19 protein-coding genes are annotated in these 22,847 nt (G+C 66.5%); 16 read left to right on the forward strand and 3 right to left on the reverse strand.

The features are described from left to right. Positions 1–74: 74 nt before the first annotated feature. From ACOQPD_RS07770 to ACOQPD_RS07800, 7 genes are all read left to right on the forward strand, one after another. Complete coding sequence (locus tag ACOQPD_RS07770) at positions 75–1,289, forward strand: quaternary amine ABC transporter ATP-binding protein (RefSeq protein WP_420614310.1); 1,215 nt, start codon at positions 75–77, stop codon at positions 1,287–1,289. Continuing rightward, on the forward strand, positions 1,286–3,277 hold the full coding sequence (locus ACOQPD_RS07775; protein WP_420614311.1) for an ABC transporter permease subunit: 1,992 nt from the start codon (positions 1,286–1,288) through the stop codon (positions 3,275–3,277). The genes ACOQPD_RS07770 and ACOQPD_RS07775 overlap by 4 nt, the downstream gene beginning before the upstream one ends. 110 nt (positions 3,278–3,387) lie before the next feature. Beyond that, entirely contained in the window at positions 3,388–4,476 is a 1,089-nt protein-coding gene (proX, locus tag ACOQPD_RS07780; RefSeq protein WP_420614312.1) for a glycine betaine/L-proline ABC transporter substrate-binding protein ProX, read from the forward strand. A gap of 200 nt (positions 4,477–4,676) precedes the next feature. Next, complete coding sequence (locus ACOQPD_RS07785) at positions 4,677–6,080, forward strand: ABC transporter substrate-binding protein (protein ID WP_420614313.1); 1,404 nt, start codon at positions 4,677–4,679, stop codon at positions 6,078–6,080. Between the two features lie 197 nt (positions 6,081–6,277). Further along, the gene (locus ACOQPD_RS07790) at positions 6,278–7,159 is read left to right on the forward strand and encodes a branched-chain amino acid ABC transporter permease (RefSeq protein WP_420614314.1); all 882 of its coding nucleotides are present in this window, start codon (positions 6,278–6,280) and stop codon (positions 7,157–7,159) included. Then, positions 7,159–8,961: a branched-chain amino acid ABC transporter ATP-binding protein/permease gene (locus ACOQPD_RS07795; protein ID WP_420614315.1), complete on the forward strand. Its 1,803-nt coding sequence runs from the start codon at positions 7,159–7,161 to the stop codon at positions 8,959–8,961. Before ACOQPD_RS07790 ends, ACOQPD_RS07795 begins: the two co-directional genes overlap by 1 nt. Next, a complete protein-coding gene (locus ACOQPD_RS07800; protein WP_420614316.1) occupies positions 8,945–9,658 on the forward strand; it encodes an ABC transporter ATP-binding protein in 714 nt (237 codons plus the stop codon). The genes ACOQPD_RS07795 and ACOQPD_RS07800 overlap by 17 nt, the downstream gene beginning before the upstream one ends. 62 nt (positions 9,659–9,720) lie before the next feature. Here ACOQPD_RS07800 and ACOQPD_RS07805 read toward each other — a convergent pair whose 3' ends face one another. Continuing rightward, positions 9,721–10,338 carry a TetR/AcrR family transcriptional regulator gene (locus tag ACOQPD_RS07805; RefSeq protein ID WP_420614317.1) on the reverse strand — a complete coding sequence of 206 codons (618 nt, stop codon included), beginning with the start codon at positions 10,336–10,338 and terminating at the stop codon, positions 9,721–9,723. A 219-nt stretch (positions 10,339–10,557) separates the two neighbouring features. On the opposite strand from ACOQPD_RS07805, the gene ACOQPD_RS07810 reads away from it, so the two are divergent. The 8 genes from ACOQPD_RS07810 to ACOQPD_RS07845 all read left to right on the forward strand — a co-directional run bounded on the left by ACOQPD_RS07810 (position 10,558) and on the right by ACOQPD_RS07845 (position 18,774). After that, on the forward strand, positions 10,558–12,180 hold the full coding sequence (locus ACOQPD_RS07810) for an AMP-binding protein (protein ID WP_420614318.1): 1,623 nt from the start codon (positions 10,558–10,560) through the stop codon (positions 12,178–12,180). Beyond that, entirely contained in the window at positions 12,177–12,971 is a 795-nt protein-coding gene (locus ACOQPD_RS07815) for an alpha/beta fold hydrolase (protein ID WP_420614319.1), read from the forward strand. Before ACOQPD_RS07810 ends, ACOQPD_RS07815 begins: the two co-directional genes overlap by 4 nt. Continuing rightward, on the forward strand, positions 12,968–13,981 hold the full coding sequence (locus tag ACOQPD_RS07820; protein WP_420614320.1) for an LLM class flavin-dependent oxidoreductase: 1,014 nt from the start codon (positions 12,968–12,970) through the stop codon (positions 13,979–13,981). Before ACOQPD_RS07815 ends, ACOQPD_RS07820 begins: the two co-directional genes overlap by 4 nt. Then, positions 13,981–14,742 (forward strand): SDR family NAD(P)-dependent oxidoreductase, encoded by a 762-nt coding sequence (locus ACOQPD_RS07825; protein ID WP_420614321.1) that lies wholly within the window; start codon positions 13,981–13,983, stop codon positions 14,740–14,742. Before ACOQPD_RS07820 ends, ACOQPD_RS07825 begins: the two co-directional genes overlap by 1 nt. Beyond that, entirely contained in the window at positions 14,735–16,114 is a 1,380-nt protein-coding gene (locus ACOQPD_RS07830; protein ID WP_420614322.1) for an amidase, read from the forward strand. Before ACOQPD_RS07825 ends, ACOQPD_RS07830 begins: the two co-directional genes overlap by 8 nt. Beyond that, on the forward strand, positions 16,111–16,890 hold the full coding sequence (locus ACOQPD_RS07835) for an enoyl-CoA hydratase/isomerase family protein (protein ID WP_420614323.1): 780 nt from the start codon (positions 16,111–16,113) through the stop codon (positions 16,888–16,890). The genes ACOQPD_RS07830 and ACOQPD_RS07835 overlap by 4 nt, the downstream gene beginning before the upstream one ends. Beyond that, complete coding sequence (locus tag ACOQPD_RS07840; protein WP_420614324.1) at positions 16,877–17,662, forward strand: MaoC/PaaZ C-terminal domain-containing protein; 786 nt, start codon at positions 16,877–16,879, stop codon at positions 17,660–17,662. Before ACOQPD_RS07835 ends, ACOQPD_RS07840 begins: the two co-directional genes overlap by 14 nt. A gap of 512 nt (positions 17,663–18,174) precedes the next feature. Then, positions 18,175–18,774, forward strand: coding sequence for a hypothetical protein (locus tag ACOQPD_RS07845; RefSeq protein WP_420614325.1), 600 nt, complete (start codon positions 18,175–18,177; stop codon positions 18,772–18,774). 114 nt (positions 18,775–18,888) lie between these two features. On the opposite strand, the gene tcuB is transcribed toward ACOQPD_RS07845, so the two are convergent. Beyond that, positions 18,889–20,028: a tricarballylate utilization 4Fe-4S protein TcuB gene (gene tcuB / locus ACOQPD_RS07850; protein WP_420614326.1), complete on the reverse strand. Its 1,140-nt coding sequence runs from the start codon at positions 20,026–20,028 to the stop codon at positions 18,889–18,891. A 125-nt stretch (positions 20,029–20,153) separates the two neighbouring features. Here tcuB and tcuA point away from each other — a divergent pair, with 125 nt between their 5' ends. After that, positions 20,154–21,548 carry an FAD-dependent tricarballylate dehydrogenase TcuA gene (tcuA, locus tag ACOQPD_RS07855; RefSeq protein WP_420614327.1) on the forward strand — a complete coding sequence of 465 codons (1,395 nt, stop codon included), beginning with the start codon at positions 20,154–20,156 and terminating at the stop codon, positions 21,546–21,548. A gap of 104 nt (positions 21,549–21,652) precedes the next feature. Here the strand turns inward: tcuA and ACOQPD_RS07860 are convergent, their stop codons facing one another. Next, the gene (locus ACOQPD_RS07860) at positions 21,653–22,732 is read right to left on the reverse strand and encodes a branched-chain amino acid ABC transporter substrate-binding protein (RefSeq protein WP_420614328.1); all 1,080 of its coding nucleotides are present in this window, start codon (positions 22,730–22,732) and stop codon (positions 21,653–21,655) included. Positions 22,733–22,847 lie beyond the last annotated feature (115 nt).

Consider the following 22,847-nt stretch of genomic DNA (forward strand, 5'->3'; position numbering starts at 1 on the left):
TGTCGAGACACGTCCCGTCGAGCCTGCCGACCACTGCGAGGGCTTCGGATCAGGCCTGCGAACAGGAAGAGGTTTTGAACAAAGTCGAACTCGGCAATGTCACCAAGATCTTTGGCGACGATCCCCACGGAGAGGCGCTCGAGTTGCTGTGGGCCGGCTGTTCGAAGCAGGCGATCAGGGAGCGCACGGGCCATGTTGTGGGTGTCAACAACGCCAGCATCGCTGTAGCGGAGGGGGAGATCTTCGTGGTGATGGGCCTGTCCGGCTCGGGTAAGTCGACCCTCCTACGTTGTGTGAACCGGCTCTACGAGCCGACCGCGGGCAGGGTCGTCGTCGACGGGACAGATGTGACAGCCCTCGGTCCCAAGGAGCTTCAGGCCTTTCGCCGCGAGAGCACCGGCATGGTGTTCCAGCACTTCGCTCTCTTTCCCCACCAGGATGTGCGTTCGAACGTCTCCTTCGGACTCAGGGTGAAGGGTGTCGATCACGAGGCGCGCAACGAGGCGGCGGAGAGGGCGCTCGCGCTCGTCGGGCTCAGCGGTTACGAGACCAGCTACCCGCGGCAACTCAGCGGAGGAATGCAGCAGAGGGTGGGCCTTGCCCGGGCACTCGCCACCGATCCCGACATCCTGCTCATGGACGAAGCCTTCAGCGCCCTTGATCCGCTGATCCGCCGCCAGATGCAGGATGAGCTGATGGAGATCCAGGACAAGCTCCACAAGACGATCCTTTTCATCACACACGATCTCAACGAGGCGCTCCGGGTCGGTACCCGGGTGTGCATCATGAAGGACGGAGCCATCCATCAGATCGGCACACCACAGGACATCCTCCTCCGCCCCGCGACCCGGTACGTGGCTGAGTTCGTCCAAGACGTCGATCAGGGCCGGGTACTGGCCGTCGAGACGGTGCGCGAGGACGCCGCCGCGGTTGGGACGAGAGCGACCGTCGCCGACGTGTTGGGGGCCATCGACAGCCTCGGGGTGGAGGCCGCCCACGTTGTCGATTCCGGCGGGCGACCTCTCGGGGTGGTCACCCGCGAAGCCGCCGAGATGGCGCGTTCTCGCGGCGACCAGCAGTTGGGGTCTCTGGTCCAGACGGTGCCGACCGTCACCGAAGTCACGGTGCTGGCCAAGGTGTACCAGCTCTTCGGATCGGGCCTGCCTGTCGCCGTGGTCGATGGGGACGGCAGGCTCGTAGGATCGGTCCGACCCCTTACTGTCCTGGCCGAGTTGGGGCGGGTCGAGGGCGTCGCCGAGCAATTGAAGCCGGCCGGCGCGAGACAATGAATCCCAGAACGCTCGCCTCCGGATTCTGGGACAACGGCAACCTCGATGACTGGGAGATCCCGTTTGGTCTGTGGATCGAGGAGATCGTCTTCTGGTTGACCACCCATGTGAGGGGGTTCCTCGACTCCGTCAAGTGGCCTGTCGACAAGTTGCTGGAACTCATTATCGACAACCTTCTGCAGGACTGGCTCCCGTGGCCGGTCGTGCTGTTGTTGTTCTTCCTGCTGGGAGCACTGACCAGGAACTTCCTGGTGGGGCTGGGCAGCGCGGCCGGGCTGCTCGCATGCGGGCTGCTGGGCAACGCGTACTGGGATCTCACCATGGAGACGATCGGGATGATCATCGTGGCCGTGATGATCTGCACGGTCATCGGCATCCCGCTGGGGATCCTGGCGGCTCGGATCGACACCTTCTGGAGCCGGCTGCGCCCCGTACTTGACGGCATGCAGGTAATCCACCCCTTCGTCTACCTGCTGCCCATTATCTTTCTGTTCGGCGTCCGCCGAACCCCTGGCGTGCTGGCCACACTGGTCTTTGCCCTTCCCCCGATCGTTCGGCTCACCAACCTGGGGATCCGCCAGGTTCCCGCCGACGTGGTGGAGGCGGCCCGCGCGTTCGGAGCGACCGAGACCCGGGTCCTGCGCGAGGTCCAGATGCCACTGGCCCGGCCCGCGATCATGGCCGGCCTCAACCAGACCCTGCTGCTGTCGCTGTCAATGGTGGGGATCGTGGCCATCATCGCGGGTGGAGGTCTCGGGAAACCGATCCTTACAGCGCTCAACACCGCCGACATTCCCCTGGGCGCGTCGGCAGGAGCGGCCCTCTACTTCGTCGGGGTACTCCTCGACCGGATCTCGCAGCCCGAGGACAGCGATGACAGGCGGAGCCTCTTTGCGCGGATGCTCGGCGCTTGGTCCACGCGGGCTGACCCCGCGGTGCCCGCCGTACCGGGAATGCAAGCCGAGCCGGAGACCCCGGTCGTGGCTGTGGCTCCGGCCGAGCCGGAGTTGGCGGGCTCGCACCGGATCCGGGCGGTGGCCGCCCTCATCGGGGGTCTTCTGGCCGCGTTCTCGGCTTTGCTGACCTGGGGTAACGACGCCGGGCTGCTGTCGGGTTACGCCCGATTCGCCGATACCGACCTCCCCGGCGCCCACAGCGGTGTGGACGCCACCGGCGGATCGTGGTTCGGGATCGTATTCGCCCTTGTAGGCCTGACGGTCGCGTTCGGCGGTGCATCGACGCTTTGGCGTCCGCGCAGCAGGGACAGGTTCGTCACGGCCGGAGGCGCCTACCTGGCGGCCGGTGTGGTCTTGGCTTCGCTTGCCGTCGCATACCTGACCGTCTCACCCCGGGGAGACAACTACAGCCACGGCACCGGTGTGTGGCTGGCGCTGCTCAGCTCGCTGATCGTTCTCGCGGGTGGCTGCTGGGCCGCGCTCCGAGGGGGCCACGACGATGAGCCGGCGCGCGTGGGGACACGCGAACTGGCGAGCATGGTCGTTCTCGCCCTGTTCCTCGGACTCGCCGGAGCGTCAGGATCCTGGATCCTGGACCAGCGCAGCGACGCTGCCCAGATCGCCGCCGAACTGGCAGCCGACGCCGAGGGGGCCGACCAGGGCGGACTGGCCGCCGAGGTGCTGGCCGAGGCACTGGCCGAGACCCGCCGCGTCACGGTCCGAGGACTGGATTCCGATGGACCGGGGATCGGTTACATCATCCTCGTTCTCACGCTGGCATCCATGGCGGCTGTATTCGGCCGACTGGTGCCCCGGCATGCCGTCCAGCGATACCTCGCCCTCGTGACGTTCGGGCTGGGATGTGCAATCGCCGCGATCGGAGCGGCCTGGATCGCGACGTTCGTCCGGTTGGCGACCCCGGCTGTCTCACCCGGTGCCAGCGCCTTCCTGGTGGTCGTCGGCGGCTTGATCATTGCCGCCAGGGGCTGGCGGGCCGGTAATCCGGCCCGACCGGGGCAAGGAAAAGTCTAAGAAGAAGAGATGTCGTTATTGTGTTCCTGGTAAGATCGTTCCCAAGGCAAGACACGAAAAGGCTCCGCTGTTCGGACGCTCCGGGAGCCGGAGAATGGGAGGGGGATCCCATGACCACCAGCCGAGGGCGAGCGTTTCTCGCCCTGCTAACCACGTTCGTGCTGATGACCGTCGCATGCGGTGGCGACACCTCGACGACCGATCCTGCGCCTGCGACCGCTGAAGCCGAACCCGAGACGGCCCTGCCAGGAGATGGTGTCACCGTCACCATGGCCCGCGGAAACTGGATCGAGACCAACTTCCAGAACTATGTGGTCCAGCAGCTGCTCCGAGAGCTCGGCTATGAGGTCACAGACCCGGAGGAGATCGCGCCGGCGACGTTCTACCCGGCCGTGGCTCAGGGAGACTATGACCTTTGGGCGTCGTCGTGGCCGCTCAACCACACTCCGCTCCTCGATGGAGAGAGCCCGGATGGCGGCACCTTCGGCGACAAGGCCCGCTACATCGGCAAGATGATGGCGTCCGGAGCTCTTCAGGGCCTTCTCGTGGACATTCCCAGCTTCGAGCAGTTCGGCTTCACCACGCTCGGAGAGTTGCTCGACAACCCCGAGGCGGTCGCCCACTTCGACAGCGACGGTGATGGCAAGGCTGACATCAACGGCTGTGACGACGGTTGGGGCTGCCAGAAGGTCATAAACGACACCCTCGCCAAGAACGGCTGGGACGACCGGGCCGCGCAAGTGTCGGCTACCCACTCGGCTCTGTTCGCGGAGTCACAGGCGAGCTTCGCGGCGGGTGGTCCCGTTCTTCAGTATGTGTGGACGCCCACCGCGTTCGTCGGCAAGCTCGTACCGGGTAGGGACGTGCTGTGGCTCGCCATCGAGCCCGAACAGGCCCTCGAAGGCCAGGACGGCGTCTCTGCGGTAGGGGACGCCTGCACGAACGATCCCTGCACGACCATGTTCACGCCGTCCGACATCGTGGTGACCGCCAACAAAGACTTCCTGGCCGCTAACCCGGCCGCGGCATCATTGCTCGAGAACTTCGAATTGGATCCGCTCGCAGTGGCCGTCCAAGCGGTCGCCATCGATGCCGGCGCCAACTCCGACGCCGAGATCGCAGCCGCGGCCGCCGATTGGATCGCAGCCAACCGCGACACGATCGATCCGTGGATCGACGCCGCGCTCGCTGCGGCCTGATCGTCGGACTACCCGACAGATCCCGAACCCCCACCGAGCTTCGTCGCCAGGTTGCGACATGTGCTGTGGCCGAACTCAACTGAGATTCAAAAAAGCGATGTCACTCTCTTGACAGGTGGGGTGAGCCTGCCTATCGTCGGATTCCGGTCGGTGCCGTAGGTCTCCGCCGGGTCTTGGCAGTCCAAGGAGTGACCATGTACATGATCCGACCCGATAAGGGAGCGACGGTTCGCCGATTGCGCTTGTTGCCCGCGCTAGTCGCGATAGTGAGCCTCGTCGCCGCCGCATGCGGCGACGGCTCGTCAGGTGATTCTGCTCCGGAGACCGCGGCCACGACCGCTGCGACGGCGGCGACGACGGCGGCTACGGCGGCGACGACGGTGGCCACCACCGCGACTACGGCGGCGACCACGACCGCGGCCGTGGCGCAGGTCGAAGAGGCTCCCGTCGACGATCGCAATTGCGTCGATGAGGTGGTCATCGGCACCGTGTGGCCCATGTCAGGAACGTTCAGCTTTGTCGGAGACGCCGAGATCGCCGGGGCGACCAAGGCGGTGGCGGACATCAACGCGGCGGGCGGCATCGAGTCGCTGTGCGGGGCCTCCTTGCGGCTGGCGATCTACGACGCGGGCGGCTCCGCCGAGGAGGCGGCCACCGCTGTTGAACGACTCCTCGACGACGAGCCCGACGTGTCGGCCATCGCCGGATCCTGGCTGTCGTCGTTCAGCCTGGCCGCGACCGAGGTGAGCGAGCGAGCGAGGATCCCGTTCGTCACCGAGAGCTTCGCTGATTCCGTGACCGACCGCGAGGGCTTCAGCCATGTGTTCGGCTACTCGCCTCCGGCGTCGGCCATCAAGGGCCTCATACTCGAGGCCATCCAGCCTGGTTTGGACCAGGCGGGGATCACGATGGAGAAGGTGGCGGTGGTGGGCTCCACATCGGCCGCAGCCGTGCCGCTGCAGGAAGCCCTGCTGGCCGAGTTCAGCGAGCGAGGGATCGAGGTCGCGGTCACCGACACCTGGGCGCCGGGTGGGCTCGACGACCCCTCGGGCGTGGCGACCAAGATCGCCAACGCCGATGTCGACGTCATTTTCAACATCGCATTCGCATTCAGCGACGTGAGCGGACTCCAGAACGAGTTGATCGCCCGAGGGGTCACCGCACCGGTCGTCCAGAACGGCGGACAGGGACTACTGCCCGCATGGGCGGACCTCGGTCCGGAGGTGGCCGGGCTGTCGACGTTCGTTTATGCCAATCCCCTGGCCGGTAATGACGCGTTCCCCGAGCTGGCAGCCGCCATCGACCAGCCCTACGCCCGCCAGGACCACATCGGCGGCTACTTCGTGATTCATCTCATAGCGGCTGTACTCGAGCAGGCCGGCGATCCATCCCCGGCCGCGGTTACCGAGGGGTTCAACTCCATCAGGCTGACCGAGGGCGTCGCTGTCGACCTCATGCCGACGTCGGAGATCAGCTTCAGCGAAACCGGTCGCATCGACCAGCACTTCGGCGTGCTGGCACAGTGGCAGGAGGTTGACGGGAGGATGATCCCGTGCACCGTCTATCCGGTCGAGTTCGCGGTTTGCCAACCGGTTTGGAGGTAGCGGAGGGCCCTGTCCTCGTCGGCTCGGTGGCGCGCTCCCTCCGTGCCCGCGCCCCGACGTGGTCCTCATCGGGACCGGACGCGGCATCTGCCGGCCTGAAGAAGGCCCAGCAGTCAGCGACCGCAGACCGTGCGCGCCCGGTGAGGACGTGAGGCGCCGCCGCCGAGCGCGACCCGCGCCGGGCGCCTGCTGAGGCGATGATCGAGTTCCTGCAGTTCCTTGTTCCCGGGATCCTGATCGGCGGCGTCTACGCCCTGCTGGCGTCAGGCCTCGGGCTGATCTTCGGCGTGATGCGGGTGGTGAACTTCGCCCAGGCCGACTTCATGATGCTCGCCATGTACCTCTCATGGGCGCTGTTCGCGGGCGGTGTCGGCTGGGACCCGTTCCTGGCAGTGCCCGCCGTCTTCTTCGTGTTCCTGCTCCTGGGGATGGCGGTCCACTGGCTCTTCATCCGCTTCGTGATCGGCCGGCGCGAGAACCACGATGCTCAAGTGATTCTTACCATCGGACTGGGCCTGATCTTCCAGAATCTCATCCTCATCAGGTACTCGTCGGAGCCGCGGGTGGTCGCGCCGTCCTATGCCAATACGGGCGACTTCATCGCCGACATATTCGTCAGCCGGGTGCGCCTTTACGCCTTCCTCCTCTCGGTCCTGGTCGCGGCGCTCGTCTTCCTGTTCCTCAACCGGTCCGCCACCGGGCGGGCCATTCGGGCCGCGTCGGAGAATTGGGAGGCAGCGACGTACATGGGCGTCGACATCGATCGCACGAACCGCATCGCTTTCGGAGTTGGCGTGGCGCTCACCGCGGTGGGAGGTTCGGCCCTCGTCACTTTCCAGAGCATCACGCCGTTCGTGGGGCTCCGGTTCGTGGTCGTGATGTTCGCCGCGGTGGTGCTCGGCGGTCTAGGCAGTGTCAGCGGTGCCTTCGTGGGGGGCGTGCTCATCGGGATCATCCAGTCGGTGTCGCAGGTCTGGACTTCGGCTGCGGTGAAGAACGTCTGGGTGTTCGCTCTGTTCCTGCTCATCCTCTATGTGCGGCCCAACGGCCTGTTCGGTAAGGCGCAGCGCGCCATCTGATGCGGCGCCTGGTTCCGTTCATCGTGCTGGTAGTCGTCGTCGCTGCCCTCAACGGCTGGCTCGAGCAGCGGTTCTACGTGAGGGTGCTCACCTTGTCGGTCGTCTGGGCGCTCGCCGGCGTGGCCTGGAACCTGATGGCCAAGGCCGGGCAGATATCGCTCGGCCACAGCGCGTTCGTCGGCATCGGCGCGTACGGCTTCACGATCCTGCTGCGGGGGGACGGCACCTCGCCGTGGATCGGCATGGTCATCGGCATGGGCGTCGCCGCGGTGGTGGCGCTTGCCATCGGCCTGCCCACCTTCCGGCTCCGGGGGTTCTACTTCACGCTTGCCACCATCTCCTTCCCGCTCATCATGGAACTGCTGGTGTCCCATTACGGGGATCCCGAGCTCACGGTTCCGTTCCACCCCGAGAGCGAGTGGAGGTTCATGGAATTCTCCGATCCCCATGTCTACGTGTGGGTCGGCCTGGGGATGCTGGTCATTGCGTTGATGATCAGCGAGCTGATCGACGTGACTTCGTTCGGATACGCCCTGCGTGCCGTGCGCGACAACGAGGTCCTGGCCCGGGCGGTGGGCATCCGCACCGTCGCATGGAAGTCGGCGGCGTTCATGATCTCGGCGGCGCTGTCGGCGGCCATGGCCGTGCTCTGGGTGAAGGCCGTCCTGCGGGTGACCGTCGCCGAGGAGGTCTTCGGCATTACCGTGGTGATCGTCATGCTGTCGGTGGCGTTCGTGGGCGGGGTGGGACAGACCTGGGGGCCGGTCGTCGGCGCGGCCTTCCTCATCCCGCTGGCGATGTTCCTGGACGATTCGATAGGCGAGTCCGTGCCCGGCGCGCAGGAACTCGTCTACGCGGCCGCGCTCGTACTCGTCGCCCTGCTGATACCGCGCGGAATCCTTCCCGCGATCGAGAGCGGCTTCCGCCGCGTAGCGACCCGGCCCGGTCGATCACGTGAGCCGGGGGGCCGGCGCCTTCTCGGGCGTCTCGCTGCGCCTCCGCAGCGGCCGTCGCCGTTCTTGAGCATGCCGCGACGACCCCTCCGGCCGAGGCCGCCGCGCCCGAGCGACGCGCCCGTGCTCGAGGTGGAAGGCATAGCCAAGAGCTTCGGCGCCAATCGCGTGCTGTCCGACGTGGCCTTCAGGATCGATGCGGGCCGGCGTGTCGGCATCATCGGCCCCAATGGTGCGGGCAAGACGACGCTGTTCAACATCATCACCGCCCACCTGCGAGCCGATGCCGGACGGATCCTGTTCAAGGGGATGAAGGTGGATCGGATGCGCGCGCCGCGGCGCTACGAACTCGGCATGTCACGAACATTCCAGGTTCCCCAGGGCTTCCATCTCATGTCTCCGCTCGACAATGTCGTGGTGGCTGCGATCGGCGCCTCGATACCGCATCCGGTAGCGGCGTCGATGGCAATGCTCGAGCGGGTCGGCCTCGCCGAGAGCGCGCTCGGCGAGTTGAGCGCCCTCACCACGGCCGAGATCAAGAGCCTCGAGCTGGCGCGGGCCATGGTGAGCGAGCCGGAGTTGCTGCTGCTCGACGAGCCGCTCGCCGGCTTGAACGAGGCCGAACGAGCCCGCTTCTTCACGACTGTCGACGAACTGGTCGCCCCGCAGACGGCGATCGTGGTGATCGAGCACTCCGTCCGGTCACTGATTCAGTACGTCGAGTCGGTGGTCGCGCTCGATGAGGGCCGCGTCATCGTCCAAGGCCCACCGGCGGATGTCGTGTCGGACCCGCGCGTGATCAAGGCCTACCTCGGATCGAGATGGATGGAACATGCTAGAGATCAGTGACCTCTGTGCCAGCTACGACGGAGTCCCGGCCTTACGCTCTGTCGACTTCCAGGTCGGAGCGCGGGAGCGTGTGGCCATCCTGGGACCCAACGGTGCGGGCAAGACCACCCTGCTGAAGACGATCAGCGGCACCGTGGAGGTAGACGCGGGTGCGATCCGCTTCGAAGGCCAGGATCTTCACTCACAGCCGCCGCACAAGCGCGTCGAGGCCGGAATCGTCCACGTGCCCCAGGGGCGGATGATCTTCGCATCGATGACGGTGGCCGACAATCTCCGCCTCGGCAGCCACCGGAGTGGCGCCCAGCACCGGCACGACGAACGCCTCGATCTGGTGCTCGAGATCTTCCCTGCGCTGGCCGGCATGCTCAACCGGGACGGAGGCGCGTTGTCGGGAGGCCAGCAGCAGATGCTGGCGGTTGCTCGCGGCGTGATGGCCTGCCCGCGGCTGCTCATGCTCGACGAACCCTCGATGGGGCTGGCTCCCCGCGCCGCGGACAGCGTTTTCGAGGGCATCGCGCGGCTGCTTGAGAGCGAGACGACCGCAACGATCGTCGTGGAGCAACGCGCCCATGAGGCGCTCGAGATTTGTGATCGGGCCTGCGTGCTCGAGTCCGGGGAGGTGGTCCTGGAGGCCTCGAACCGGGCCCTCCTATCCGACGAGAGGCTGGCTGCCGCTTATCTGGGCTCGGAGATATGAGGCGTCTGTCGGGCACCGAGCCGGCAGGGCTCATCCCCGACCGCGCGCCGGGCCGGCTGTTGTCAGTCTGCGGGGTGACTCCCGTAGAAGCTGCGGTACCAGGCTCTGGTCACGACGCGGGCTACCGTCTCCACGTCCACGGGCGCCGTGTTGAGGGCGGCGTGGGCGAATGTCGTGTAGGCGGTCTGCTCGACCAGGGAGGCCATGGCCCGGGCCACCGTGGACGGATCGAGTCCGTCGAGCCGGACGCGGTCGTCGTTCTCCACCGCATGGACGAACCGCGCGACGTGGCGTTCGCGCATGGTCCACCAGATGGTGGTGAATCGCTCCTCTACCGTTGTCGCCTCGATGAAGGCCCGCAGCACACCGCTGTTGTCACGGTAGTGCTGGAGGTATCCGAGGTTGGCTTCGAACAGGGCGGCCTCCGGGTCCTCGGCGATGGGTGTCGACGACCGGCTCCTCCGGAAGAGTTCCTCGTGGAGGTCCCGGATGACACTCCGGAACAGGTCCTCCTTGTTATCGAAATACCTGTACAGGCCTCCGAGGGAGAGTCCGGCCTGCACTGCGACATCGCTCATGCGGGCGTCGACGTAGCCGTCCTTGGTGAAGACCTTCGACGCGGCGTCGAGGATCGTCTGCCGCGTCCGTTGGCCTTTAGGGGTGGTCGGCTCGGTGGCCATGGGCGCTCCCATCGTTCGCGGGCGTCTGTAGGTTGTGAGGCACGTGGACTGGGCCCCGTGTCGCTGGTCCCTGTGCGGGTCGTCTCGAGTCTGCAACCCCGCGGCGCACGATTTTACCTTTCGTCCCGTCCACCCAACAACAAAAGCGACATCGCCTTTTGTTATAGGTCGATCCTGTGATACTCCACCAGGGCGGCCGACCGGGATTGGAGGAGTGCGGTGATCGATGACATCGCAGAGCGCTACCGGCTCGCCGGATGGTGGACAGGCCGCCGGCTGGTCGACCGCTTCGAGGCGCACGTCACCGAGGCGCCCGGCGAGCCTGCCGTGGTGAGCGGCGGCGACACGCTGTCGCGGTCCGAGCTCTGGGATGCGTCCGGTGAGGTCGCTGAGGAGATCCGCCGGTCCGTCGGCGGGGGCCGTCGGGTGGTGGTGGTGCTTCTGCCCAACTGTGTGGAGTGGGTCGTCATGTTCCTGGCCGTGTTGCGAGCGGGCCACGTTCCGGCCACGCTTCCGGTCACCACGCCCGAGGCGCATCTGCGTCATATCTTCGATCTGGTCCGGCCGGTCCTGGTCGTCTGCGCCGGCTCGAGCCGTAGCACGTCACCGGCTGACGCTATCCGGCAAGCCGCCGCCGGAGCTTCCACCGGGGTCGCTGTGGCTACGGTGGACGGAACGCGCCTCGCGATGCATGGCCCGGCGGTTCCCCCGGCCCGGGCCGTCGATGTGCCCGACGCCACCGCACACATGATGTTCACGTCGAGCACGACCGGGCCCCCGAAGGCTGTCAGCCACAGCGAGGACACGTTGGCCGCTCTCAACGTGCAGTTCGCCGATCGTTTCGGGCTCGACCACGGCACGCCCGTCTTCATGCCCTCACCGCTCGGCCACAGCGTCGGCGCTATTCATGGTGCCCGCCTGTCGTTGTTCCTGGGCGCACTGCTCATCCTCCAAAGGGACTGGGACCCGGTCACCGCGCTGGAGCTGGTGGCTCGTCACCGCGCCGACTTCACCGCTGCCGCGACCCCGTTCCTGATGGATCTGGCCAATGCCCCGTGGAGCGGCCGCGAGCCGAAGCTGGCGTCGCTGCGGAGCTTCCTGTGCGGTGGGACCCAGGTGCCGCCTGCCCTCGTCCGGCGCTGTCGAACCGAGTTACCGAACACGTTCGTAACGCCTCTGTGGGGCATGACCGAAGGCGGCCTCACCACCTGCGTGCCCTCCTCGACCGGCAGCCAGGTCGAGAACACCGTGGGGGTGGGACTTCCCGGGCTGGAACTGCGAACCCTCGGTGCGGACATGCGGCTGCGCTCCACGGGGGCCGGCGAGCTCGTCATGCGGGGGCCCGGGGTGTTCAACGGCTACTACGGCCAACCCGAGTTGTACGCCGAGCACATCGTCGGCGAAGGGTTCTTCCGTACCGGCGATCTCGCCCGCATCGATCCCGACGGATACGTGTCGATCACGGGACGGGCCAAGGACCTGATCATCCGTGGGGCGGTGAACATCTCCCCCGTAGAGACCGAGAACGCGATCGCCGGCCACCACGACGTGGTCGGTGTGGCCGTCATCGGGTGGCCTGATGAGCGTCTCGGCGAGCGCATATGCGCGGTCGTGCAGGCCGGCGCCCGCCTCGACCTCGACGATCTCATCGCGTCCTGCGCCGAGCAGGGCCTGCCGCGGCGATACTGGCCCGAACGGCTGATACAGGTCGATCGCTTCCCGCGTACAGCCTCCGGCAAGATACGCAAGCAGCAGCTGCGCGATGAACTCTTAAACGCATCCGCCTCGACTGCCGCAGCGGATCCCGACGGCGTGGGTCCGGATCGGAGCGCGGCCGGATGAGCACCGTCGAGCTGGGCGACATAGTGGTCAACTACCGGCGCAGCGGATCGGGGCAGCCGGTCGTGCTGCTGCACGGGCTGGCCGAGGACCTCCGCTCCTGGGACTCCGCCTCTGCCCACCTGGGCGGATTTGCCGTCCATGCGGTGGACCTTCGCGGTCACGGCCGCACCACCTCGGGGGAGGCCGCCGGCACTCTGTCGCAACTGGCCGAGGACCTCTCCGCCTTCCTGCGCGTCGTGACCGGCCCTGCCGCTGTCGTCGGCTACTCACTTGGCGGCGCCATCGGGCTCAAGGCTGCGTCCACTCCAGGAACCCTGATCGGCCACCTGATCGCGGTCGCCACGTCATCGGTGGTCGGTTCGGCGGCGGCCGAGTTCTTCGCAGGCCGCATCGCCCAGCTTGAAGCCCGCGACCGGGACGGCTTCGCCGCCGGACTCCGCGATGACACGGCCCGCCAGGTTGTCACCGAAGCCGACATCGACGCACTCACCTCGAAGCGCATGAACGCCGTCGGTGACGGCCGCGGCTACATCAACGCCGCACGGGCGATGATCGGAATCCGCTCCGAACCGTTGAACCCCCGGCTCAGACAGATCGAGGTTCCTGTGGATGTCATCGGGGCGGCCGGCGATGTATTCTGCCCGCGCCGGGCCGCCGACACCATCGTCGACAATGTCGACGACTGCCGGTACCACGAGGTGGCCGGGGCTGGCCATCTTCTCTCCGTCGACCAACCCGACGCCTATGGCAAGCTGCTCGCGCAGCTCTTGCACGAAAGATGTACTCAATGAAGAAGCGCTACGGCATTTCCTTGGGAGTCAGTCCCCGAGAGCCTCTGAGCCGGACGGCGGAACTGGCCCGAGACATCGACCTCAGGGGTTTCGAGGCACTGTGGTATATCGATTTCCAGCTCGGAATGAAGGATGTGTATGCCGCGATGAACCTGGCGGCGCTGTCGACCGAGCGAGTGCTCATCGGGGCGGGTGTCACCAATCTCGTGACCCGCCACCCGACGGTGACCGCCAATGCCACCGCTGCGCTGGACGAGCTCTCAGACGGCCGCGCCGTGCTCGGCCTCGGAGCAGGCTGGTCTGCCGTGCTCGGCGCAGGCGGCACACCGTCCAGGCTCGGCGAGCTGCGTTCCGGGATCGACGAGTTCCGCCAGCTCTTCAGTGGCGAGCCGTGCGACCTCTATGGCAGCCAGGTTCGCCTGGCCGCCGCCCAGCGGCAGGTTCCCATCTATCTCGCGGTCTCGCAGCCCGCCATGTTGCGGCTCGCCGGCGAGACCTGCGACGGAGCCGTGCTCATGGGAGCCGCAGATCCCGAGTTCTGCTCATGGCAACTCGACCACATACACCAGGGGTTGGCGGCGGCCGGGCGCGACCGCGGGCAACTGACCGTCGACCTGTTCGTCACCATGTCGGTGGGCGACGACGTCGAGAGCGCCACTGACGACGTGAGAGCATGGGCCACCAGCCAGGCGGCCACCTTCCACCAATGGAGGCGGATGCCGCCGGCGTGGGAGAGGTTCCGTCCCGAGTTCGCTCGGGCCGCGGAGCAGTACGGCCTCGTCGACCACCTCTCGTTGCAGGCTGAGCACAAGTACACCGTGTCCGACGACTTCGTGAGATCGGTGGCGCTGGTGGGCGATCTCGACATGTGCGTGGACCGGCTCCGTCAGCTCTGGCAGCTCGACATCGACCGGATCACCTTCGCGCTGCTGTCCGGAGGGCGCGAGCGACGACTGGCACAGCTGGCCGACACCGTGATCGGTGCGGTCGAGGCAGGAGGAGGAAGCTGATGGCAGGAAGCCCGCGTGTTGCGCTGGTGACCGCGGCAGCCGGCGCCGGCATCGGAGCGGCGGTAGCGAGACGGCTCGCCCACGACGGATTTGACGTGGTCGTCACCGACGCCCACCAGCGACGGTGCCGCGAGTTTGCCGGGGCACTGGCCGAAGAGGTGGGGCGCGAGGTGGCCGGCTATCGCCTCGACGTCACCGACCACGATCAGGTGCGCAGCGTGATCTCAGAAGTCGCGGCCGTCAAGGGCGGGCTCGATGTGCTGGTCAACAATGCGGGCTGGTCGAAGATCGAGCCTGTGGCCGAGATGTCGTTGGATACCTGGCAGCGCTGCCTCGACGTCGACCTGACCGGCACTTTCGTCTGTATGCGCTACGCACTCGAAGTGATGATCGCCGGTGGCGGCGGCTCGATCATCAACATCTCCTCGATAGCGGCCTGGGAGATGTCCGCCGAGCATGGCGCCGCCTACTCCGCGGCCAAAGCCGGCGTCCTCGCGCTGACCCGGGTGGCTGCAGCCGAGAACGGAGTCCACGGGGTGCGGGTCAACGCGGTGGCTCCGGGCCTGATCTACAACGACTTCCTGCGCAGGATCTACCCGCAGGAGTTCTTCGACAGCTACCTGTTCGACAAGGCGTTCCTGGGCCGGGTGGGGCAGCCTGAGGATGTGGCGAACATGGTGTCGTTCCTGGCGTCGGATGAGGCGGGCTACGTGACCGGTGAGGTGTTCACCGTCTCCGGAGGTGTGTCGGCTCGTGGATGAGGGACCACTGTGGTGGCCGGTGCAGCGGCTTGTCGAAGCCTACAGCGGCGGCTTGCTGTCGCCGGTCGAGGTCTCCGAGCTGGCGCAGGCCCGCTTGGCCCAGGTCAACCCGACCCTGCACGCCTTCGTTCTTGCCACCCCCGACCTGGCCCGTCGCCAGGCCGTCGCGGCCGAAGCGGCCTACCGGAACGGCAGCGCCGGGCCTCTCGCCGGCGTGCCCGTCTCGATCAAGGACGCCTTTCACATCAAGGGACACGTCACCACGCTCGGCTCTTTGGCCCACGCCAACGACGTGGCGCGACGCGACTCCGGGGCGGTGCGCCGCCTGCTCCGCGCGGGAGCGGTCGTGGTCGGCAAGACCAACGTCTCGGAGTTCTGCCAGTCGGCGACTACGGACAACCTGCTGGGCCCGGACACCGCGAACCCCTACGACCCTTCCCGCACCGCCGGCGGGTCCAGCGGCGGCGCGGCGGCCGCGGTGGCCTCGGGTACCTGCACCCTCGGCCTCGGGTCCGACGGCGGAGGCTCCATCCGGATCCCGGCCTCGTTCTGCGGACTCGTGGGCTTCAAGCCCACATACGGGACTATCGACGACCAAGGGGGATTCCGAGCTTTCAGCCCGTTCATCTCCGTAGGGCCCCTATCGCGCACCGCCGCCGATTCCCGCCGCCTGCACTCGGTGCTGTCCGCCAACGGTACGGGGATCCGAGACACCCAGGACGACCTGAGCCCGCGCCGCGTCGCCTGGTGTCCCAAGCCCGAAGGCCGCCCGATCGAAGCCGCCGTCGGCGATGTGCTGGCAGCCGCGGTCAGGCGACTGGCGGCCTGCGGCCACGACGTGACCTCTGTGGATCTGGACCTCTGCGGGTGGGAAGAGATATTCGGTCCACTCGTGCTGGCCGAGGAGGGCGAACGCCGCGGCCACCTGCTTCGCGGCCCGCACGAGTTGACCTGGTATCAAAAGCGGTCCCTGATGGCGGCCGAGCGACTCGATCCAGGTGTTCTGGCGGAAGCACGCTCCGCCCTGACGCAGTACCGGAAGCGGGTGGATCGCTACTTCCGTCACTACGACGTGATCGCCACTCCCGCCACGGCCACCACCGCCTTCGAGTTGGGCTCCCGGCCTAGGACCATCGCCGGCGAGCCGGTGGGCCGCCTGTGGGGGGCCTTCCCGTTCGCGGCGCCCTTCAACGTCTCCGGACATCCCGCGGTGGTCCTGCCCGCCGGGTTTGCCAGCGGCCTCCCGGTCGCGATCCAGCTGGTGGGACGGTACGGGGGCGACACCGAGCTGCTGTCGCTCGTAGAGCAACTCGAGACGGCACTGGACCTGCGTCCCTTCGCCCGACTCTCGCCCCGCCTGTCAGTCCCATGAGCGATGTCGTCAGCAGCGTCGATGGGTCGATCCGGCAGATCGAGATCAACCGGCCGCAGCGTGCCAACGCCCTCCGGCGCCGGACGCTTCGCCAGATCGAAGGGGTCCTGGACGCGGCCGAGGCTCAGGGATCCGGCGCAGCCCGAGCGACAGGAGTGGTGCTGACGGGTGGCCTCGAACGGTTCAGCGCAGGAGCGGATCTGTTCGAGTTGGACGGCACGATCGACGATCTCGGGTTCGACGACGACCTCGAAGCCCTCTGCCGGCGTCTTGCCCTGAGCCCGCTGCCGGTGGTTGCGGCCGTCGAGGGTGCCTGTTACGGCGCCGCCGTCGGCCTGGCATGGTCCTGCGATGCCGTGGTGGTCTCGGACGAGGCGCGTCTCGCCGTGCCCTCGGCCGGCCTGGGGATCCTCTACAACCCGTCATCGTTGGCTCGCCTGCATGCCCGCCTCGGCTCGCAGACCGTCCGCCGCCTCATCGTGCTGCAGCAAGAACTGTCGAGCCGGCAGCTGCCGCCCGGCGCAGCAATGATCGTGCGCGCCGGGACCACCCTCGAGACGGCAAAAGGCCTGCTCGCGGCCCATGCGGACTCCGCCGCCACCGCCGCCACCGCAGCGACCAAGGCATTGCTGGCGGCGCTCGACAGCGGCGAAGGGTTCGATGCCGCCGGCTGGCAGTCCGAACGAGAGGCCCTCCTGGCGTCACCGGCCCGTGGAGCGGCGCTGGAAGCCCGGCGAGCCGGGATCGGCAAGGACCGGACGAATGCACCTAAGTGAGCTGACAGGCTTCGACCTCGGAACGCGCCGCGTTGACTTCTCGGCTGACGACGCCATCCTCTACGCGCTGGCCGTGGGTGCCTCTTCTTCGAGCCTGGACCTGGTCTACGAGCAGGATCTACGGGTCCTGCCCGTATACGCTTGCGCTCTGGGTCTGTGGGCGGTCCATGCAGCCGGCGACCTCGGCGCCTACGACCGCACCCGATCCCTCCATGTCGGCCAGAGCCTGACGGTGTACCAGCCACTCAGGCCCGCACCGATCCGCACCCACGGTCACGTCCGATCCGTCTTCGACAAGGGTCGGCTCACGATCATCGAGATCGAGGTGCTGAGCTCCGGTTTCCTGGCTGTCTACACCATCCTCCTACCCGGCATCGGAGGCTGGGGCGGGGATCCACCAGCACCGTCCGAGCGCCCGGCGCCCATCGTCCCGGACTGGACCGGCGCGGTGGACGTCGGGCCTGACGCCGCGACTCTCTACCGGCTGACCGGCGACAAGCATCCCGTCCACATCGACCCGGTCGTTGCGGCCAACATGGGACTGGAAAGGCCCATCCTGCACGGCCTGGCCACAATGGGCATGACCGCCCGTGCCGTTGCAGCAGCCGTGGGCGCGCATCCGGCCGGCCTGTCGGCCGCCCAGGTGCGCTTCTCCAAACCCGTCTACCCCGGGTGCGAGATGCATATCGCAGCCGAGACCAGGCGCAACGCCGCGCGGGTCGAGGTTTCTGTCGATGCGGCAACCGTGATGTCAGGAACGTTCACTTTCTGATCACCTCCCGAACGATCCCCGCAGATCCCGTGCCGGCCACTTGTACCGGGGGTCGCGGGTTCGATTCCCGCCGGGCACACCGTGCCCGGGGAGCCTGCCGGGTGGGAGTAGGCTGGACGTTGTGTTGTTCCGGGCCGGCGTCGGGCCTCGCCCCTCTGGTGGTGGCTGGGTGTAGTGGGCCGCCCGATTCAGGCCACCCGGTATGTCCTTGTGCATTTGATCTAAACATCAACGCTCCGGCTGTTTCATACTCGTGCACAGACGGCGAGGTTCATATGCCTGACCGAATGCAGAGAAATCAGTGGATCGGAGGCTAATATGGGCTTGCTGGCAGGCGACCCCTGGTCCGGCATCGGGAGTCAATACTACAGAGGGGGTTAATGGTGACACGGGCGAGACTAGCCACCATCACGGGGTGGCTATTAGTTGTAGGACCACTGGTTGATGTTATCGTTAGTACCGTTCGGCCAGGCAGTTTTCCGGCAGAACATGCTGAAGGGCCTCAAGCTGCCATGCAGGCTGCCATCCTGTCCCTGTTACCGAATAGCTCACTTGCAACGTTTCTCACTGTTATCGGGTTTGTAGCCTCCTTCGGGCTCTTGCTGGGGCTCTGGGGCGTCAGAGAGGTGATGGCTGATACGGGTGACGAAGGTCTTCTGAGGAGGATCGGACTCTTGCTCCTTACAGTTGCCTTGGCAGTGCGAACTGCCTCCTTTGCCTTGAGCTATCTGACGACTGTTACCCTCAGTTATTCGCCGCCTGAAGCCATAGAATCAGGAGAGGCTGTTACTACCGCTGTCATGTTCATGGTGATAGGCGGGTCTATCGGTATCTTCGCCACCGTTCTTGCTCTAGTAGGTGTGGCCTTCTTTGCCGTTTCTATGACGAAGGCCGATCTGATCGGTGCGGATAGGCCCCTGGCTATCTGGTTGGGAGTGGCTCCGGCGATTGTCGGGTCCGTCCTTCTGCTCACAGCCACATTCATTGAAAGCAGTGTCTTTATCCTTTACCTCCTGGGCAATGTCACTGTGTTCTTCCAGGTAGCCTGGGTCATTCTGCTAGGCGTAGCCTTGATCAGGAAGAGCGATTCGCTAGCTGCGGCCAGTTCCTGACCGGCCACGGAGTCGCATCTGGCAGATCGTAGACACGGCGTGGAGAAGGGTCGGCCGTCGCGCCGCGGCCGGGCCGGCAGGTCTACGGTCCGTTGATCTTCCAGAAGATCCGGATCAATCGCCCGTCCGGTTCTCCAGGGAGTCTTGGACGAGAGCGCTCGTTCGATAGGTCGCGTGGACGAACTTTCCGTACGGGAGGCTCACGAAGAAGGCTGCTACCAGGGCGAGGTGTACCAGCAGGAGCAGCCCCATGGCGGTCGTCGACCGTAGCGCCAGCAACGCCAGCCCCGTCCCGTTGATCAGAACGAGGAGGACGATGAAGTCCATGTCCAGGCGCCTGGTTCCGGCAGTCTCGAGTTCCTTCCGACTCCCTGCCCTCAGGGAGACCAGCCCTATGCACCCTGCGATGGTCGCTACCCCTCCGACCGTCCCGATTATCACCGGGGCGCTGAGTAGCGGATAGGGCGGCATCCTTCCGAGAAACTCCTGCCAGATGGCGGCGAGGATGGTGGCCACGAAGGTGGCGAGGAATCCGTTGAACACCAGGGAGTGCATCACCAGGCGGCTCTTCGCGGGTGTCTCATCCGGATAGGTACACCCCGGTCCTCCACCGTGCATATTCCTGAGGCTGAAGGCGGCGGATAGGGCTTCCCGTACCGACCCCAGATCCGGTCTGCCGCCGGTGGTGTCCCGCCAGAAGGCAACCATGCCGGCGCCGATGAACAGCAGGGCGAGGCCCGAGAGCACGGACGCCGGGATTGTCATCACCAGGAACGGGATCACCTCATAGAACGCTTCTTCATCGGCGGGCGGGGCTACGAGCCGGTCCCACCCGAGGATGAGCAGTCCGAGCACGACGGTTACCGCGACCACAAGCGTCGCGAGCCAGGCCCTTCCCCGGGTCGGTCCCAGCAGGACACTCCCGAGAGCTCGGGGACGGGCGTAGCTCTGGTAGGTCTGTTCCCGGATTCGGCTCATCAGCGGCGGGACGTCCACCGCGAACTCGTGCGGGGTGGCGTACGGGCATACGTCGTAGCAGCTACGGCAGTCGTGGCACAGGTTGGCCAGGTAGAGCACGTCGCCCTCGGTGAATATGGACCGCCGCTCTAAGGCCGGGAAGACCGCGCAAAGCCCCTCGCAGTACCGGCATGCATTGCAGATGTCGAACTGCCGCTGGGCCTCGTTGAGGAGGGCCGCATCGAGGATCCGCGGAGGATCGGCCGCGACAGCGACACTTGCGGTCGGAACGCGCATACTCGGCGGATTCACGAACCCTATGATACAGCCATGCACGTTTTCCACGCGGCGGGAGATCGGACAATCGTGCGCACGTCCGTACCGCCGGGATTCGGGGCCATGACGGCGGGTAGCGGTCCTCGATGAAGACGAAGGCCGACGTGATCGTCGTGGGCGGTGGCAACGCGGGGCTGTGTGCTGCCTTGACCGCCCGCCGGCTCGTGGACGACGTCCTGGTCCTGGAGTCGGCGCCGATCGACATGCGGGGTGGGAACACGCGCCACACCCGCAACATCCGCCACATCCACGCGGGCGGCGACGGGGTCCTGACCGGCTCCTACACGGAGGAGGAACTCTGGGAGGATCTGGTCAAGGTGAGCGACGAGGCCATCGACGAGGACATCGCCCGGATGGTGATCCGAGAATCCGAGTCGGTTCCCGGCTTCATGGCGCAGCACGGAGTCCACTGGCAAGCGTCCCTGAAGGGCACGCTTCACCTGTCACGGACCAACCGGTTCTTCCTCGGGGGCGGCAAGGCGATGCTCAACGCCTTGTACGCGTCGGCCGGTAGCAAAAAGATCGACGTGCGTTACGAGACGCCGGTGACGGACATTCTGGTGGAGGGGCGCCGCGCCTCCGGGGTCGTTGCCCTCATCGATGGGGAACCCACCGAGCTGCACGCCCGATCGGTGGTCGTCGCGTCGGGCGGGTTCGAGGCCAACAAGGCCTGGCTCCGCGAGAACTGGGGTGAGGCGGCGGACCGGTTCGTGATCCGTGGTTCGCCCTTCAACATGGGGGGACCCCTCAAGGCCCTCCTCGAACGCGGCGCACTGTCGGTCGGCAACCCGAAGGGTGCGCATGCAATCAGCGTCGATGCCCGCGCCCCGGACTTCGACGGCGGGATCGTCACGCGGATCGACTCGGTGCCGCTGTCCATAATGGTGAACAAGGCCGGTCAGCGCTTCTCGGACGAGGGCGCCGACCTCTGGCCGAGGAGATATGCCAGCTGGGGTCACCTGATCGCAGCGCAGGACGATCAGATCGCCTACTCGATATTCGATTCGCAAGTCAACAACCTGTTCATACCGGGCCTCTACCCCCCATATCAAGCGGAGACGCTCGATGGTCTGGCACAGCAGGCGGGACTGCCTCGGGATGCGCTCGAGCGGACAGTCCGGCAGTTCAACGCGTCGGTCCCGACCGACCCTCCCTTCGATCACGGCCGCCTCGACGGGCGGAGCACCACCGGCCTCGACATACCGAAATCGAACTGGGCGCTGCGAATCGACTCGCCTCCCTTCTACGCCTACCCGCTGCGATGCGGAATCACCTTCACCTACCTCGGTGTCAAAGTTGACGCCGAGGCCCACCTGCAGACTGATCAGGGCCGGGTCCACAACCTCTTCGCCGCCGGCGAGATCATGTCGGGCAACGTGCTGACCGCCGGTTACCTGGCCGGGTTCGGCCTCACGATCGGCGCAGTATTCGGCCGGATAGCCGGCTCCGGCGCCGGCCGATTTGCCTCATCGAGTAGCTAGACGGCCCCGCAAACCCAGCGTGCGCCAGACCCCACCGCCACTCCACAGACCGACCACGGGACCCGCGATAACCAACGAAACTGCAAAGCGTGAACACGCCCTAGTCAGCCGATGTCTGTGGTGACGCCCTGGTAGGCCATGACACGCCGGTCACCTGCCTTCTCGACCCGGTAGAAGCTCACCGGCGCATCGAGGCGCTCGCCGGTCTCTCCGAATCGAATCGTGCCGGTGATCCCCGTGTAGCCGCTGTCCCCGAGCCTCTTGAACGAGTCGAATACACCCGACCGGGTGGGTTCGTCGGATCGTCGAAGGGCCTCGAGGATCATCATCGCCGAGTCGTACGCCTCCGGGCTGTAAGTGCTGTCGGCCGGCCACCGGCTCACGTATTCCTCACGAAAGGCTGCCGCCGTAGGCATGCGGGAGAAGTCGGCGCCGGAGTGCGTGTGAAACGCCTCCGCTCCCGGATCGCCTCCGCCGAGGAAGAACGAGGTCTTCAGGCCGTCGGTGCCGAGGAACGGCACCGCAACGCCGCGATCTCTGATCTCGCCGGAGACAAGCACGCCCTCGTGGCCGTGAACCGCGAAGAAGACGAGCTGGGGGTTCGAGGCCGAGATGGCGCCGGCGAGGTCGCCATACTCGTCGGGGCCCTGTTGGAAACTCTCCCGGGCTACGACCTTGCCTCCGAGGTCGATGTAGCCGGCGCTGAAGTTGTCCGCGACGCTCGTGCCGAAGGCGTCGGCGTCATGCACGATCGCGGCCCGGTCCGCGTTCAGGTGGTTCTTGGCGATGCGAGCCAATTCGGTGCCTTGCACCGTCTCGTTCGGCACCAGCCGGAAAAAGGTCCTGTATCCACGATTGCAGAGGTCCGGGTGGCTGGCGCAGGGACTCACCTGGAGTAGTCCGGCCCTATCGAAGACGGGGGCGTTGGCGAAGGCCTCGGTGCTCCCCATCGGTCCGACGATCCCCACGTAGGTGGGATCGGCTGCGACCTGTTCGGCGAGAGCTTGAGAGGTGTCAGGGTCGCCGTGATCGTCCAGGAGCGTCCACCCGACATCCGTGGGGAGATCGGACGCCCCTGCCACCGTCTCCATCGCCAGGACGAATCCGCGGTAAGTGGGCAGGGTGTCGGCGGGTGCGTTGATTCGCGTCGAGATCGACAGTCCAATCCGGGCTGGTTCAGCCATCGTGTCTCCAGTCGTCATAGGTGGACTCGCGGGGGTTCCGGGAGGTCTCCGTGGATGCCGCGAACGCTACGCGGCACGGGCGGGGTGAGTCAAGCGCCCAGATGGCGATCCCGGA

It is taken from the genome of Candidatus Spongiisocius sp. (assembly GCF_965221825.1).
Classification (GTDB): domain Bacteria; phylum Actinomycetota; class Acidimicrobiia; order Spongiisociales; family Spongiisociaceae; genus Spongiisocius.